Here is a 14,654-nt window from a genome sequence, read left to right as displayed (position 1 = left end):
ACCGGTACAGCACGGCAGCTACCACCGGCGATGACGCGGACAAGCCCCCAAAAGCCTTGGCTACCTGCGAAAACGAGGACGCACAGAGGCCATGCCGGGGCCGCGTGCGAACTGGCCAACCGAACAGTATTACCGGCAACGGTGTTAAAAGTAAACAGCTGGAAGGTTAAATCTCACCATTGAAGATTTCTCGAACCAGTGCGTCGAACTATTGACGGAATTTCGCGGCTGGACCTAACGTAGCTCATCGCCACGGTCGGCGCCGCGCGAAATTGCAGCGACCGAGAAGGGCGAGTCTCGGTGCGCCGCCGACCCGGCCGTGCACCGACTACTTTGCAGAACCAACTGCTCGACAATGCTGACGAGCTCGCATCATGAGGAGTTCACCGTGCCCATGCCGACCCACCTTCCGGGACCGAATGCCGATGTCTGGGACTGGCAGATGCGAGGTTCCTGCCGCGGACAGGACTCCGCAGTGTTCTTCCACCCCGACGGCGAGCGCGGCCGCGCCCGGACCGCGCGCGAGATGCGCGCCAAGGAGATCTGCCGCAGCTGCCCCGTGCTCATGCAGTGCCGCAGCCACGCGCTCAAAGTCAGCGAGCCCTACGGCATCTGGGGCGGCATGTCCGAGACCGAGCGCGAGATGCACGCCCGCCGCAACCGGCGGCGGATGGCGGTGTGAGCTCAGCGCCCGGAGGCGGTAGCGCAGCGTGACCACGCAGGGCGCCGCGAACACCGCCGGTCGGATACAGCGGTGTGAGCTCAGCGCCCGGAGGCGGAAGCGCAGCGTGACCACACAGGGCGCCGCGAACACCGCCGGTCGAACACAGCGTTGTGAGCCCTTTTTCGCCGCCTGACGCGGCCGTCTAGCAGAAGCTGGCGCGCCCCGCCAAGTTTGCTCCCATCCATACGGCGCGGCGCGCCGAATGCCTAGCAAACAACCGGCCACTGCAACACCTTCGGCACACATCGGCCCACCTCGGCGGAGCACCCGCCCCCGGGTCGACGTCGGCGCGCAGGCACCCCTCGGTTACCACCGGGACGCCTAACGCCGGGAATGTCGTCGGCGCTGCGATCGTCGGTCCGGCGTTTCGTGATAGCTAACGGTGTGTCGCGGCGTGTTCTCCGAAAACCGCCAGGCGTGTCGGAAGTTACCGCAAAGTCGCTGGGCCACAGCCGGTTCCCTGGCCACCCCACCGGAAGGGAGTCGATAGCACCCCGCTACGGTGGTGACCGATGACACAGAATGGAGCGTTGTGACGACGCGGCCGCCGGCCGCAGAAGGCGACTCGTACCGAAGAGAAGCCATTCCACCGAGCGTGGATTCTGCGGTATCGGCACGCGCAGCCGAAAGCGTCGAGCTCGCCGCACTCTTACATCGTTGCGGCCGGTCCGACCAAGAAGCTTTCGCCGAACTGTACGACCGGACGTCAGCGCGCGTCTTCGGTCTGGTGCTCCGGGTGCTCCACGACCCGGGGTACGCGGAAGAGACCACGCAAGAGGTCTATCTCCAGATCTGGCGTACCGCAGCCAGTTTCGATCCCGCCAAGGGATCGGCGGTGACCTGGTTGATGACGCTCGCCCACCGGCGCGCGGTCGATCGGGTTCGGGCCGAGCAAGCTCACACCCAGCGCGAAGTCGCCTACGGGATAAGGGTTCTCGGTAACGAATTCGACGAGGTCACCGAAGAAGTAGAACGAAGGCTGGAACAGCAGGCTGTCCTCGAAGGGCTGACGACTCTCACCGAGACCCAACGGGAGGCAATCTCGCTCGCCTATTACGGCGGGCGCACCTATGCAGAGGTGGCGACCCACCTTGGCGTAGGGTTACCGACCGTTAAGTCCCGTATTCGGGATGGACTCACTCGACTGAAGAAAAGTTTGGGGGTGACGTGAGATGAACGAAAGCCGGATCGATCTCGCGCACGCCGTCGCGCTCGGATCGATCGACGACGAAGACCACACCGCAGTACAAGAACTGCTCGACAGCGAAGACCCCGCGCTACGCGACGCGTTCCTCGCCGACGTGCACCACACCGGCGCCGTCCTGGCTGCGCTCGCCGAGGTGACGGCAACGGCGCCGCCCGCCTCGCTGCGAGACCGCATCCTCGCCGATGTGAGCACCAGACCGCGTCTGTAGGAGTTCACAACAGGCCCGGTCCCGCGCCGACGCGCGGACCGCTCCCCCGGTGGCATCCCGCCCCGGCCGCAGCGCGCGCACGTGCCGACCTCCGTGCCGCCGCGCCCCCGAAACACCAAGGCCCCCTGGACTTCGTCCAAGGGGCCTTCGCTGTGTTCCAGGTCAGTGCGCGTGACCGTGGTGACCGTGATCGGCCGGCTCCTCGGCCGGCTTCTCCACGACGGCGCTCTCGGTGGTGAGCACCATCCGGGCCACCGAGGCGGCGTTCACGACGGCCGAGCGGGTCACCTTGACCGGATCGACGACACCGTCGGTGAGCAGATCGCCGTAGGTCAGGGTAGCGGCGTTGAAGCCGTCCTTGCCCTCGGAGACCTTGCTGACCACAACGGCCCCATCCAGGCCCGCGTTGGTCGCGATCCAGTACAGCGGCGCCTCCAGGGCCTTGCGGACCACCTCGACGCCGACGGCCTCGTCGCCGGTGAGCGAGTCGCGCAGCTCCACCAGCTTGGTGGCCGCGTGCACCAGCGCGGTGCCGCCGCCGGGGACGATGCCCTCCTCGACCGCGGCCTTGGCCGCGCTGACCGCGTCGTCGACGCGGTACTTGCGCTCCTTGAGCGCGGTCTCGGTGGCGGCGCCGACCCGGATCACCGCGACACCGCCGGCCAGCTTGGCCAGGCGCTCTTCCAGCTTCTCCCGGTCCCAATCGGAATCGGTGGCCTCGATCTCGCGGCGCAGCTGCGTGCCGCGGGCCGCGATGTCCTCGGCGGTGCCGGCGCCATCGATGATGGTGGTGTCGTCCTTGGTGACCACGACGCGGCGGGCCTTGCCCAGCACCTCGAGGCCGGCCTCGCGCAGCTGGATGCCCAGATCCGGGTTCACCACGGTGCCCGCGGTGACCACGGCCAGGTCGTCCAGGAACGCCTTGCGGCGGTCACCGAAGAACGGCGCCTTGACCGCGACGGCCTTGATGGTCTTGCGGATCGAGTTGACCACCAGCGTGGACAGGGCCTCGCCCTCGACGTCCTCGGCGATGATCAGGACGGACTTGCCGGATTCGGCGATCTTCTCCAGCAGCGGGAGCAGATCCGGCAGCGAGCTGATCTTCTCGCGGTTCAGCAGGACGAAGGCGTCCTCCAGGACGGCCTGCTGGGTGTCGGCGTCGGTGACGAAGTAGGGCGAGAGGTAGCCCTTGTCGAACTGGACGCCCTCGGTGACGACGAGTTCGGTCGCCAGCGTCGAGGACTCCTCGACGGTGACCACGCCGTCCTTGCCGACGGTGGTGAGCGCCTTGCCGACCATCTCGCCGATCTCCTCGTCGCGCGAGGAGACGGTGGCGACCTGGGCGATGGCCTGCTCGCCGGAGACCGGGGTGGCCAGCTCCAGCAGCGCGGCCGAGACCGCCTCGGCGGCCAGGCCGATGCCCTTGCCGACCGTGATCGGGTTGGCGCCGGCGGCGATGTTCTTCAGGCCGCCGCGCACCAGCGCCTGGGCCAGCACGGTGGCGGTGGTGGTGCCGTCGCCCGCGACATCGTTGGTCTTGGTCGCGACGCTCTTGACCAGCTGCGCGCCCATGTTCTCGAACGGGTCCTCGAGCTCGATCTCGCGCGCGATGGTGACGCCGTCGTTGGTGACGGTCGGGCCGCCGAAGGCCTTCGCGAGCACGACGTGGCGGCCCCGCGGGCCAAGGGTGACCTTGACGGCGTCGGCGAGCTTGTCGACACCGCGTTCCAGAGCGCGACGAGCGTTCTCGTCGAACTCGATCTGCTTTGCCATAAGTCCTTTTCCTTCGGTAAGGGAGCGCCTGGAACAGCACAGCCCCGGCCCCGCGTAGCGGAGACCGGGGCTGGCTGGGGATCTAGCGCTGAGCTAGGGCGTGGTCACTTGGTGACGACGGCCAGCACGTCGCGCGCCGACAGGATGAGGTACTCCGCACCCTGGTACTTGATCTCGGTGCCGCCGTACTTGCTGTAGATGACGGTGTCACCCTCCTTGACGTCGACCGGGATGCGGTCGCCCTTCTCGGAGACGCGTCCCTCGCCGACGGCGATGACGGTGCCCTCCTGCGGCTTCTCCTTCGCCGTGTCGGGGATGACCAGGCCGGAGGCCGTCGTCGTCTCGGCCTCGTTGGCCTGGACGAGGATCTTGTCCTCGAGCGGCTTGATGTTCACGCTCGCCACGTTGAGCCCTCCACTTTCAGGGGATTTATGCTCCGGGACCGTTGTCCCGGTGCATCGGTTCGGTCTGGTGCTGACCCTGTGCACAGCCCCGTCGTCGCGGGTGCCGGAACCCTGCTCAGTTGTCTGCGGTGGCACACGGCATCTGTGCCGACTAGCACTCTATACAGCCGAGTGCTAGCACTCAAGGGCGGGTCGGGAGACCGTCGCGCCGGGGGCACGCCGGGCGAGGTGGGCCGACGCAGTGCCAACACTCGCGGGGGCCGGGACGCGGCGATTAAGGTCTTTCTATTACTTCGGGAAAACTGTAACGTTCGGATAACGGATTGTGACAGTATGGACGACGGTCGCTTGTCCGGCCGCCAGGTTCGTCTCGAACCGGCGTCGCCCCGAGCACCTCTCGCTTTACCAAGCATCCCAGTGTCACCCAGTTTCACAGCGTCAGAACCAGCTTCACCAGAGGGCAAGTCCACACGTGAGCCAAGGCCGTCACCCGCGCCCCCACCGGTCCGTGGGCCGGCCGGTTCACGAGTCCGGAGCAGCGCGCCAACCCGCGACGATCCGGCAGTCCATTCGAGATGGTCGGCGACACCGGGACCATCCGCTCGAAGGGAGGTGAACACATGCGAACGTCTCTTGGCATCTCGGCCGGGAACGAGGTCGTCTGCTCGGCGCTGGTCGCCACCGCGCCCAACGGCGCCCAAAGTTTCGACTACCGCGTCGTTTCCGCCGACGCGGCGCACTCCGATCTGGGTGATCTCGTCGCCTCCTCGATCGAGCTGATGACGACTCAGCTGCCGTCCGCCCAGCACGTGTCCTTCGATATCGCCTGGCCCGCAACGCCCGTCGCGGTCGGCTACACCGGTCAGTCCGCTCCGGGCCCGGCCGTGAGCCGGCCCACCAATGTCGCCGTCGCCTATCGCAGTAAGGAGCAGGCTCAGGTCATCCGCTCCGCCACCGGCAAGCAGCGCGATCTGCGCCTGGTCCCGGAAAGCACTGCGGCGCTGACCTTCCTGCGGCACACCGGCCTGCTGGATCGCTACGAGACGGTCGCCATCGCCGATCTCGGCGCCACCGGGCTCAGCGTCACCGTGGCCGACCAGGCCGACGGCAACGTACTGCGCTCCGAGCGCACCACCGCGGTCAGCGGCAACGCCATCGACGAGCTCATCTACCACCACCTCGTCGATCTGCACTACGCCCGCCGCGGCACCCGCCCGAACCGCGGCATGCTCACCAACCGCGGCCGCGCGGCCAAGGAGCACCTCTCGGTCACGCCCGCCGTCACCATCGATCACGTCGCCGGCCGGCCGCTGAAGCTGACCAGAGCCGATTTCGAACAGCTCATCGCCGACCTGCTCGACGATCTCACCGATTTCACCGGCTCGGTCTTCGCCCGCGCGCCCAGACACCCCCAGGCGATCGCCGTGATCGGCGGCGGCGCGAACATCCCCTCCGTGCTCACCTCGCTCGCCGACGAGTTCGAGGTGCCGATCATCAGCGTCGACGATCCGGAAGCGGTGATCGCCAAGGGCGCCGCACTGGTCGCCGACGCGGCCCAGCCGTCCATGTTCCCGGTCGCCGCACTCGGCAACGACGCACCGGTCGGCACGTTCACCAAGGTGGTCGGCACCCTGGCCGGCGCGATCGTGGTGGTCGGCCTGGTAATCGGCTACGGCGTCAAGACTTTCGCACCCACCTCCGACGACGAGGTCTCCCCCGCCGGCACCACCAACAGCTCCCAGCTGACCACCCCGGCCGCACCGCCGGCGCACACCGCCGACACGCCTCGCACGAGCGGCAACATCCCGCCGATCACCCAGGATCGCAGCACCCCGCCGAGCCGCACCGGCGTCACCACGTCCACGCCGCCGCAGACCACCAGCCAGCAGCCCCCGCTGCGGCCCGATCCGAACCTGCCGCCGATTCCGTTCCCCGAGTTGCTCGGCCCGCTGTTCGGCACCACCCCGGCCCCGGGTGCGACCTCGGAGCCGTCGCGCACGCCGCCCCCGCGTCCCACCACCACCGGGCCCGCACAGACCAGAATTCCGCTGCCGCACCACCATTCCGGCTCGTCCAACGGGGAGAACGGATAACGGCATGGAGGGCCGCCAGCGGACGGTGCTCTACGGCGTTCTGATGCTGCTGTTCGCCATGATCAGCGGCCTCGGGGTGCACCTGCTGCCGCATGTCGCGCTACGGGTGATCGCCTACATCCTGCTGTTCGTCATCGCCGCGGTCGGGTTCCTGTTCACCTTCCGCGACTACTCCTGATCGCCCCGTCAGACGCTGGCGACGGCCCAGGTGAGCGCGGGGGTGATGGTGATCAGCGCGCGCCCGTCGCGGGTGCGGTGTTCGAATCGATCACGCAGGTACTTCTCGTGGATCCGAGCCGTCCACAGCCCGGCGTCGTCGTCGGCCAAGGCCGCGTCGCCGATGACGCGCAGTTGCCGGTTCGGCCGCTGCCCGTCGGCTCGGAGGCCGAGTTCGCGATCGATGACCAGTCCGACGCGCGGGTTCTCCCGGATCCGCCGGACGTGCGGGCGGGTGGCGTGGCTGGTCAGCCGGAAAGCCGCGCCGTCCCAGAGGAACCAGATCGGGGTGACGTGCGGATAGCCGGCCGGATCGAGGGTGGCGAGGTGGGCGATGGTGTCGTCGGCCAGCAACCCCGCGATCTCGGCTTGACGGAGCGATCGCACTGCGCACCTCCCCGAGCCTAGAATGTTCGAACTTATGTTCGATTCTAGCTCGAGTACCGCTCAGCGCGAGCGGCTCAGCCGACGCGGCTGACCGACACCGGCAGCCCGGGATCGGTGGCCACGGTGAGCGGGGACGGCGCGGCGCCGCCCGCGATGACGTGGGCGCCCAGCGCCGCGATCATCACGCCGTTGTCGGTGCACAGCCGCGGCTTGGGCACCCGCAGCGTCAAACCCGCCGCCGCGCAGCGTTCCTCGGCCAGCGAGCGAATGCGCGAGTTGGCGGTGGCGCCGCCGCCGAGCACCAGGGTGTCGACGCCGACGTCCTGGGCGGCGCGCACGGCCTTCATCGTCAGCACGTCCGCCACCGCCTCCTGGAAGGACGCCGCGATATCCGGGATCGGCAGCTGGTCCGGGGTCACGCCCTGCCGCTGGGCCGCTTCGACGTGCCGGGCCACGGCCGTCTTCAACCCGGAGAAGGAGAAGTCGTAGCGCGGGTCCCGCGGGCCGGTCATGCCGCGCGGAAACGCGATGGCTGTCGGATCACCGGTCTGCGCGGCGGTGTCGAGCGCGGGCCCGCCCGGATAGCCGAGCCCCAGCAGGCGGGCGACCTTGTCGAACGCCTCGCCCGCCGCGTCGTCGACGGTGCTGCCGAGTTCCTCGATCGGGCGCGCCAGATCGTCGACGCGCAGCAGATGGGTATGGCCGCCGGAGACCAGCAGAGCCACACACGGCGGCATCGGTCCGTGCTCGAGCGTGTCCACCGCGACGTGCCCGCCGAGATGGTTCAGCGCGTAGAACGGGATATCCCACGCCGCCGCATAGGCTTTCGCGGCCGCGACGCCGACGAGCAGCGCGCCGGCCAGGCCCGGCCCGATGGTGACGGCGAGCGCGTCCGGCTTGCTGATCCCCGCCGCGGCCAGCGCCCGGCGCATGGCCGGGACGATGGCCTCCAGATGCGCGCGCGAGGCGATCTCGGGGACCACGCCGCCGAAGCGCGCGTGCTGGTCGACGCTCGAGGCGACCTCGTCGGCGAGCAGTTCGCAGGTGCCGTCCGGGTGCCGGCGCACGATGCCGACTCCCGTCTCGTCACACGAGCTTTCGATGCCCATCACGATCACGACAGCACCTCGTCCGGGAGTGGCAGCGCCGACAGTTCGGGGCGGCGCATGGTGTACGCGTCGGCGCCGCTGGGGTGGTAGTAGTTCTTGCGCAACCCGATGATGTGGAAGCCGTGCTTGGCGTACATCGCGATCGCGGGCTCGTTGTCGGTGCGCACCTCGAGGAACACCGGGCCGCCGCGCTTGCCCGCCTCGGCGAGCAGCGCCTCCAGCAGCAGGGTGCCGACGCCGCCGCGGTGACAGACCGGGTCGACGCCGATGGTGTGCACCTCGGCCTCGGGATGTTCGGCGTCACCGAGCAGGGCCACGCCCGCGTAGCCGAGCATGCGGTCCTGATCGTCGCGCGCGATCAGGTAGCGGTTGTGCGGAGCCGCGAGTTCCGAGCGGAACGCGACCGCCGGCCACGGATCGTCCTCGGGGAACAGCAGCAGTTCGAGTTCGACGCAGCGCTCGATGTCCGCGGTGGTCATCGGTTCGATACGGATGTGCCCGGGACGGGTGCCTGGGTTCACCGGTTCAGGCTCCCGTCCGGTCGAGCGTCCGGAAGCTGTTCTCCACCGCGTCCGGCCGGCGCAGGTACAGCGGTACCAGCGGCTCGGGCACGGCGCGGGCGAGCAGCTCGGGCGCGGCGACGCGCACCAGCCCGGCCGGGGACGGCGTCTCCACCGGCAGCACGGACAGATCGAAAAAGTCGACGTGGGAGGCCGATCCGGCGATGATCGTGGCCTCGCCGGTCTCCAGCTCGCCCGGTTTGATCACGCCCGGGCCCGCCACCCGGACGCCGTCGCGATAGCGCGCCCAGTAGACCTCGCGGCGGCGCGCGTCGGTGACGACGAGTAGTTCGCGGCCGGGATCGAGGTCGGGGGCGGCGTCGGCGGCGAGGGCGTCGAGACTGCAGACGCCGTAGACCGGGACGCCGAGCGCGTCACCGAAGGCGGCCGCGGTGGCCATACCCACCCGCAGCCCGGTGAACGGCCCCGGCCCGGTACCGGCGACGACGGCGGCGATATCGGCCCTGGAACGGCCTGCCTCGGTGAGGCATTGGAGGATCTGCGGGGTCAGCACCTCCGCGTGCGCCCGGGCGTCCACCCGGACACGCGAGGCGACCGGGCGCAGCTCCACCGCTCCGGCGGCGCTCTGCTCCAGTTCCACCAGTCCCGCTGTAACGGCGGGTGTCGCGGTGTCGACAGCTAGTACAAGCATGATTGGCCCAACGATACCGGGTGGTACCTCGCCGCGGTGCGGTGCTACCTGCTCTGGTCACCCGCGCGGATATCGCCCGGCCACTCCGGCATTGACGCAGGTCACTCCCTGCGCGCCGAGGTGTTCTTGCCCACGCTCAGCCCAGCCATTCCCAGATCGCGGTGCGGATCTCGGACTCCGGTTCGCGCGACAGCCGCACCAGCAGGTGCCGGTCGGCCAGGTGCTCGACGACGCCGAGCCCCCATTCCACGACGACGACCGCGTGGTGCAGGTCGGTGTCGAGGTCGAGGGCGTCCAGATCGTCGAGGCTGCCGCCGAGCCGGTAGGCGTCCACGTGCACGAGCGGGATGGCCCGCTCCCCGGCGCGGTGCTGGCGGGCGATGACGAAGGTGGGCGAGCTGACCCGCCCCTGAACGCCCAGCCCGGCGGCGATGCCGCGCGTCAGCGCGGTCTTGCCCGCGCCGAGCGGACCGTCCAGGACGACCAGGTCGCCGGCCTTCAACTGCGCCGCCAACTCCCGCCCGAGGGCCTCGGTATCGGCCACCGCCGGGAGTACCCGCCGCTGCTGCGCCATCACCGACCTCCGATTTCACCCGTTCTCGTCGAACGGAGCCTACCGGGGGCCGGTGTGGTCACCCGCTACCCGTCAGCGCCGGCGGCGCATCCGGGTGCGCCGCCAGCCGAAGGGACCCGGCAGGTCCATCGAGGTGGTTTCGCGCCCGGAGGTACTGGTGGTGTGGCGGGGGCCGCCGCGGCCACCGGTGGTGATCGACAAAGACTTGCGGTTGATGTTCAACCGCACCCCCGGAAAGATCTTGATGCTCTTACGGAAGGTGAAAGGCATTCGAGCCTCCTTTCAGTTGGAGGCGTAATACCCGCGAAAGGCCAAGTAATCCTTCAACTTCCGATCGGTTGCGGCGCGGTGGCCCGATCCGGCCGCAGCACGCCCGCGCGCACCAGCAACTGGTGCAGTGCGTCGTTGACGATGTCGGGAAACTGCAGGTGCGGCATGTGCGCGGCGTCACGCAACAGGACGAGCTCACTGCCGGGCAGATCACGGTGCAGCGCGCGCGAGTTCCGGAACGGAATGACCAGGTCGTGCATGCCGGTGACGATCAGCACCGGCAACTCCGACAGCGTCGGCAGTGCGGCCGACTCGTCGTGCAACGCAAAGGCTTTCAAGAACTTCACGACCGTCTCGATCGGCGTGCGGTCGATCATCAGGGTGGTGAACCGGGACAGCGTGGGACTGACCGGCCCGCGATAGGAGCTCACGTGCAGGATCGGGCTGATGACGTGGCGGACGGTGCTGCGCCCGGCCTGCACCAGCGCCGGCGCGGTGTGCACGGCCAGCCGGAAACCGTCGACGGCGGGGTTGCGCAGCAACTGGGTCAGCCCCGCCGCGGTGACCTCGGCGGCCGCGGTGGAGATCAACCCGACCGCCACCACGCGGGTGGCGAACAGCCGCGGGAACTGCGCGGCGGCGGCCAGCACCGCCATCCCGCCCAGCGAATGACCGATCAGGACAACCGGTCCCGTCGCCGCGGTCGCCTCCAGCACGCCGGCCACGTCCCGGCCGAGCTGGGCGACGGTGCAGCTCTCGGTGCTCGGCACCCCGGAGTTGCCGTGGCCGCGCAGATCGAAGAACACCAGCCGAGCCTGTGCGCCCCAGCGCTTCTCGAGGTCGCGGCGCTGAAAGTGGAAGGACTCCATGCTGTTGCAGAAGCCGTGCACGAAGATCACGGTGACCGGCGCGTCGTCCGGTCCGCAGGTGCGGGTGGCGAGCGGGACGCCGTCGGCGGCGGTCACCACGCCCGCGCGGTCCTTGTCGAACAGGGCGAAATCCTCGTCGCGGTACTCGTCGCGGCGGGCCGGCCAGAGCACGCGCGCCCCGATCCGCCGCAGCGCGTGCGCGCCCGCGAGCGCGCCGACCACACCCGCTGTCGCCATTCCGCCCCGCAGGACAGTGCTGCGATTCGAACGTCGCGATCCCATCGGAAACCTCTCGGACAACGCCTGTCTACCGTTCCGAGTCGAACACACGCCGGGTGCGCAGACAATGCCGGGGGTCACAGGACTGGCGGTTTATTCCGGGCCGCCGATGTGTCGCCGGACGACACGCCCCTTCGGCGCGCAGACCACCTCGTAGTGGATGGTGCCGAGCAGGTCGGCCCACTCCTGCGGGTGCGGCCCGCCCGCGCCGAACAGGATCGCGGTGTCACCCTCGGCGACCCCGGCGTCGTTGTCACCGAGGTCGACGACGAACTGGTCCATGCAGACCCGGCCGACGTTGCGGCGCCGCGCTCCGCCGAGCCACACCTCGAACCGATTGCTCAGCGGGCGGAACACGCCATCGGCGTAGCCGGCGGGGATGAGCGCGACCGTCGTGTCGTGCGGGGCCGTCCACTGGTGGCCGTAGGAGACGCCCTCACCCGCCGCGACCGGCTTCACCAGCGCGACCCGGGCCTGCATCGTCATGGCCGGACGAAGGCCGAAATCGTCGGGGACGGGGCTGAGGCCGTACATCGCGATGCCGGGCCGGACCAGGTCGAAGGCCAGGTCGGGGCGGGTGAGGGTGGCGGCGGAGTTGGCCAGGTGCACCAGTTCCGGTTCCAGCCCGTGGGATTTGGCGGTGGCGATGGCGGCCAGGAACCGGTCGCGCTGCACGTCGAGGAACGGGTGCTCGGGTTCGTCGGCGTGCGCGAGGTGGGAGAACAAGGCCCGCAGCCGGACCACCTGCTCGTCCACCAGCGTCCGCAGCTCCGCCAGGACCTGGGGATATTCCGCCGGTGCGATGCCGTTGCGGTTCAGGCCGGTATCGACCTTCAGCGTGACCGTCGCCTGGCGGCCCAGCGTCCGGGCGGCCCGCGCCACCGACCGCAGATGCGCCGCGGACGACACCCCGATCTCGATGTCGGCCGCGATGGCGGCGCCGAAGTCGGCGTCGGAGTTGTTGAGCCAGCACAGGATCGGCGCGGTGATTCCGGCGTGACGCAGCGCCACCGCCTCGCCGACCGTGGTCACGCCCAGTTCGGCCGCGCCGGCGGCCAGTGCGGCGCGGCCCACCTCGACCGCGCCGTGGTTGTAGCCGTCGGCCTTCACCACGGCCATCACCCCGGCGTCGCCCGCGTGCTCGCGCAGGATCCGCACGTTGTGGGCAATGGCATCCAGATCGATGACCGTCTCCACTTGCGCATTCACAGTGACTGATCCTGCCATCCGGCGGTCCGTGCCCGTGCCACCCTCCGCTCCGATGGCGCAGGTCACGTCGCGGCCGCCCGGTTTGCCGGTAGCGTGGGCGGGCACGCCGGGGCCGACAGTCGAGGAGTCACACATGAGTTTGCGGCTGACTTTCGCCGCGGGCATCGCCGCCCTCGGCTGCACCGCGCTCGCGCCTCTCGCCGCGGCGGCCGAACTCGCCCCGGGCCTGACGTGTGCGGGCGAGGGTTGCCGCAACGACACCGGCGATACCTATCGGGTCGAGGCCGAAGTCACCTGCTGGAACGGGATTTCCACGCAGGTGCGCCACGTGGGTCCGCGCACGACCGAGCTGCTCGGTTTCGCCTGCGTCCCCAAGACCGACCCCGGCACCTGGGAGCCTGTCCCGCCCACGGTCGGGCCGGACGGCAAGTGGGAACACCAACCGCCGCAGTGGATTCCGGGGCAGACGACGCCGCAGTCCCCGTTGGGCATCGACTATCGCAGTGCGGTTGTCGACAACGACCCGCCGCAGACCGGGTCCGGCGGCTAGACGCCGGCCGGACGGCCGATCCCGCCGGTCGCGGACTACCCGCTCAGCGCCCGCAAGGTGCCGATCGCGGCACGCAGCTGCCGCAGCAACGGTGTCGCCGAGATCGGGGCCGGAGCCGAGTTGCCCTCGCGGGCGGCGAGGTTCGCGGCCAGCGCGTGGGCGCGGGCGGCGGAGGCGGCGGCCCACCGCGGCTCCTGCCCCGCCGCGAGCAGCGCGCCGATGACGCCGGACAGCACGTCACCCGAACCGGCGGTGGCCGCCCAGGAACCACCCGCCTCGTTGACCAGCACCGGTCGGCCCGGGGTGGCCACGAGCGTGGCGCGTCCCTTCAGAAGCACGGTGAGCCGCCAGGATTCGGCCAGCGCACGGACCGCCTCGACCCGGTCCGCGCCCACCTCGTGACCGGTCAGCCGGGCGAACTCCCCGGCATGCGGGGTGAGGACGGTCGGCGCGGAACGGCCGCGGACCAGGCCGGGATCGTCGGCGAGCAAGGTCAGCCCGTCGGCGTCGACCACCACCGGCAGATCGGTGGCCAGGATCTCGGCGAGCCGCTTGCCCGACTCCGCGTCCGTCCCGGCGCCGGGGCCGAACACCCAGGCCTGCACCCGGCCGGTCTCGGAGATCGTCTGACTGGCGATGACTTCCGGAAAACGCGCGAGCACCTCGGCGGCGCCGGTCCCCGCGTAGCGAACCAGGCCGGAGGTCGCCGCGACGGCCGCACCGGTGCACAGCACCGCCGCACCCGGATAGGTCGCGCTGCCCGCGCAGACCCCCACCACCCCTTGGCTGTACTTGTCGTCGATCGCCTGCGGCACCGGCCATTTCGCGCCGATCGCGGCCGGTTCCAGCGCCGCCAGAGTCGGCTCCGGCAACCGTAAACCGATGGGCACCAGCTCGATTCGCCCGCACCAGGCCGCGGCCAAGGCGTGCACGGGTTTGCGCGCGCCGAAGGCGACCGTGACATCCGCGCGCACGGCGGGACCCGCCACCGCGCCGGTGTCCGCATCGACACCACTCGGCAGATCCGCCGCGATGATCGGAACGTCGATGCCCGCCACCAATTCCGCGGCCTCGGGACGCAGCGCACCGTGCCCGGAGATGCCGACGATCCCGTCGACGACCAGATCCGCCGACCCGATCTCCGCGCCGACCCGGCCGCCCGCTTTCCGCAGCGCCGCAAGCCCTTCCGCGTGTGCCCGCTCGGGTTTCAGCAGGACCGCCGACACCGCCACCCCGCGTCGCCGCAGCATCGACCCGGCCCACAGCGCGTCCCCGCCGTTGTCGCCCGAGCCCACCAGCAACGTGACCGATCGCCCCGCGACCCCGCCGGTCCGGGCGCGCAGTTCCCGGGCCGTGGCCATCGCCAGCCCGTAGGCGGCGCGCTGCATGGGCACACCCGCCGGCACCCGGGTGAACAGCTCGGCCTCCGCCGCCCGCACTTCATCAGCGGTGAAGTACCCCTGGAGCGTCCCAGCGTCTGGTCGCACGGACATGCGCGTCGCCTCCATTGCGTTCGACCGGCACCTGATCGAGTTCGGTTCCGACCCTACCGCCGCGGGCGGCCCCGGCC

At 70.1% G+C, this 14,654-nt stretch carries 17 protein-coding genes; 6 read left to right on the top strand and 11 right to left on the bottom strand.

Going from position 1 to position 14,654, the window contains the following annotated elements:
* Nucleotides 1-388: 388 nt before the first annotated feature.
* The 3 genes from AB0I43_RS22695 (at nt 389) to AB0I43_RS22685 (ending at nt 2,139) form a co-directional block, all read left to right on the top strand.
* Nucleotides 389-682, top strand: a complete 294-nt coding sequence (locus AB0I43_RS22695) for a WhiB family transcriptional regulator (RefSeq protein ID WP_040704593.1) — start codon at nt 389-391, stop codon at nt 680-682.
* A 637-nt stretch (nt 683-1,319) separates the two neighbouring features.
* The gene (locus AB0I43_RS22690) at nt 1,320-1,895 is read left to right on the top strand and encodes a sigma-70 family RNA polymerase sigma factor (protein ID WP_356974116.1); all 576 of its coding nucleotides are present in this window, start codon (nt 1,320-1,322) and stop codon (nt 1,893-1,895) included.
* 1 nt (nt 1,896) lies between these two features.
* Nucleotides 1,897-2,139, top strand: a complete 243-nt coding sequence (locus AB0I43_RS22685) for a hypothetical protein (RefSeq protein ID WP_356973905.1) — start codon at nt 1,897-1,899, stop codon at nt 2,137-2,139.
* A 162-nt stretch (nt 2,140-2,301) separates the two neighbouring features.
* Here the strand turns inward: AB0I43_RS22685 and groL are convergent, their stop codons facing one another.
* Both groL and groES read right to left on the bottom strand, forming a co-directional pair.
* Entirely contained in the window at nt 2,302-3,912 is a 1,611-nt protein-coding gene (gene groL / locus AB0I43_RS22680; protein ID WP_356973904.1) for a chaperonin GroEL, read from the bottom strand.
* Between the two features lie 104 nt (nt 3,913-4,016).
* Complete coding sequence (groES, locus tag AB0I43_RS22675; protein WP_356973903.1) at nt 4,017-4,316, bottom strand: co-chaperone GroES; 300 nt, start codon at nt 4,314-4,316, stop codon at nt 4,017-4,019.
* Nucleotides 4,317-4,936: 620 nt separating this feature from the next.
* On the opposite strand from groES, the gene AB0I43_RS22670 reads away from it, so the two are divergent.
* Together AB0I43_RS22670 and AB0I43_RS22665 are read left to right on the top strand one after the other, a co-directional pair.
* Nucleotides 4,937-6,409, top strand: coding sequence for an Hsp70 family protein (locus tag AB0I43_RS22670; RefSeq protein ID WP_356973902.1), 1,473 nt, complete (start codon nt 4,937-4,939; stop codon nt 6,407-6,409).
* Nucleotides 6,410-6,413: 4 nt separating this feature from the next.
* Nucleotides 6,414-6,587 (top strand): hypothetical protein, encoded by a 174-nt coding sequence (locus AB0I43_RS22665; RefSeq protein ID WP_356973901.1) that lies wholly within the window; start codon nt 6,414-6,416, stop codon nt 6,585-6,587.
* Nucleotides 6,588-6,595: 8 nt separating this feature from the next.
* On the opposite strand, the gene AB0I43_RS22660 is transcribed toward AB0I43_RS22665, so the two are convergent.
* From AB0I43_RS22660 to alr, 8 genes are all read right to left on the bottom strand, one after another.
* Nucleotides 6,596-7,012, bottom strand: a complete 417-nt coding sequence (locus AB0I43_RS22660) for a pyridoxamine 5'-phosphate oxidase family protein (protein ID WP_356973900.1) — start codon at nt 7,010-7,012, stop codon at nt 6,596-6,598.
* Between the two features lie 74 nt (nt 7,013-7,086).
* Nucleotides 7,087-8,130, bottom strand: a complete 1,044-nt coding sequence (tsaD, locus tag AB0I43_RS22655) for a tRNA (adenosine(37)-N6)-threonylcarbamoyltransferase complex transferase subunit TsaD (protein WP_356973899.1) — start codon at nt 8,128-8,130, stop codon at nt 7,087-7,089.
* Nucleotides 8,127-8,600 (bottom strand): ribosomal protein S18-alanine N-acetyltransferase, encoded by a 474-nt coding sequence (rimI, locus tag AB0I43_RS22650; RefSeq protein WP_356974115.1) that lies wholly within the window; start codon nt 8,598-8,600, stop codon nt 8,127-8,129. The genes tsaD and rimI overlap by 4 nt, the downstream gene beginning before the upstream one ends.
* Nucleotides 8,601-8,646: 46 nt before the next feature.
* A complete protein-coding gene (tsaB, locus tag AB0I43_RS22645) occupies nt 8,647-9,333 on the bottom strand; it encodes a tRNA (adenosine(37)-N6)-threonylcarbamoyltransferase complex dimerization subunit type 1 TsaB (RefSeq protein ID WP_356973898.1) in 687 nt (228 codons plus the stop codon).
* Between the two features lie 136 nt (nt 9,334-9,469).
* A complete protein-coding gene (gene tsaE / locus AB0I43_RS22640) occupies nt 9,470-9,907 on the bottom strand; it encodes a tRNA (adenosine(37)-N6)-threonylcarbamoyltransferase complex ATPase subunit type 1 TsaE (protein ID WP_356973897.1) in 438 nt (145 codons plus the stop codon).
* 72 nt (nt 9,908-9,979) lie between these two features.
* On the bottom strand, nt 9,980-10,177 hold the full coding sequence (locus AB0I43_RS22635) for a DUF4236 domain-containing protein (protein WP_356973896.1): 198 nt from the start codon (nt 10,175-10,177) through the stop codon (nt 9,980-9,982).
* 53 nt (nt 10,178-10,230) lie between these two features.
* Entirely contained in the window at nt 10,231-11,328 is a 1,098-nt protein-coding gene (locus AB0I43_RS22630; protein ID WP_356973895.1) for an alpha/beta hydrolase, read from the bottom strand.
* A 90-nt stretch (nt 11,329-11,418) separates the two neighbouring features.
* On the bottom strand, nt 11,419-12,552 hold the full coding sequence (gene alr / locus AB0I43_RS22625) for an alanine racemase (protein ID WP_356973894.1): 1,134 nt from the start codon (nt 12,550-12,552) through the stop codon (nt 11,419-11,421).
* 115 nt (nt 12,553-12,667) lie between these two features.
* Between alr and AB0I43_RS22620 the strand changes: the two genes are divergently transcribed.
* On the top strand, nt 12,668-13,084 hold the full coding sequence (locus AB0I43_RS22620; protein ID WP_356973893.1) for a hypothetical protein: 417 nt from the start codon (nt 12,668-12,670) through the stop codon (nt 13,082-13,084).
* 35 nt (nt 13,085-13,119) lie between these two features.
* Here AB0I43_RS22620 and AB0I43_RS22615 read toward each other — a convergent pair whose 3' ends face one another.
* Nucleotides 13,120-14,577, bottom strand: coding sequence for an NAD(P)H-hydrate dehydratase (locus AB0I43_RS22615; protein ID WP_357432631.1), 1,458 nt, complete (start codon nt 14,575-14,577; stop codon nt 13,120-13,122).
* Nucleotides 14,578-14,654 lie beyond the last annotated feature (77 nt).

It is taken from the genome of Nocardia sp. NPDC050435, from assembly GCF_040655395.1.
Classification (GTDB): Bacteria; Actinomycetota; Actinomycetes; order Mycobacteriales; family Mycobacteriaceae; genus Nocardia.
The sequence above is the reverse complement of the archived record's forward strand: the minus strand, read 5'-3'. Positions and strand labels throughout refer to the sequence as shown.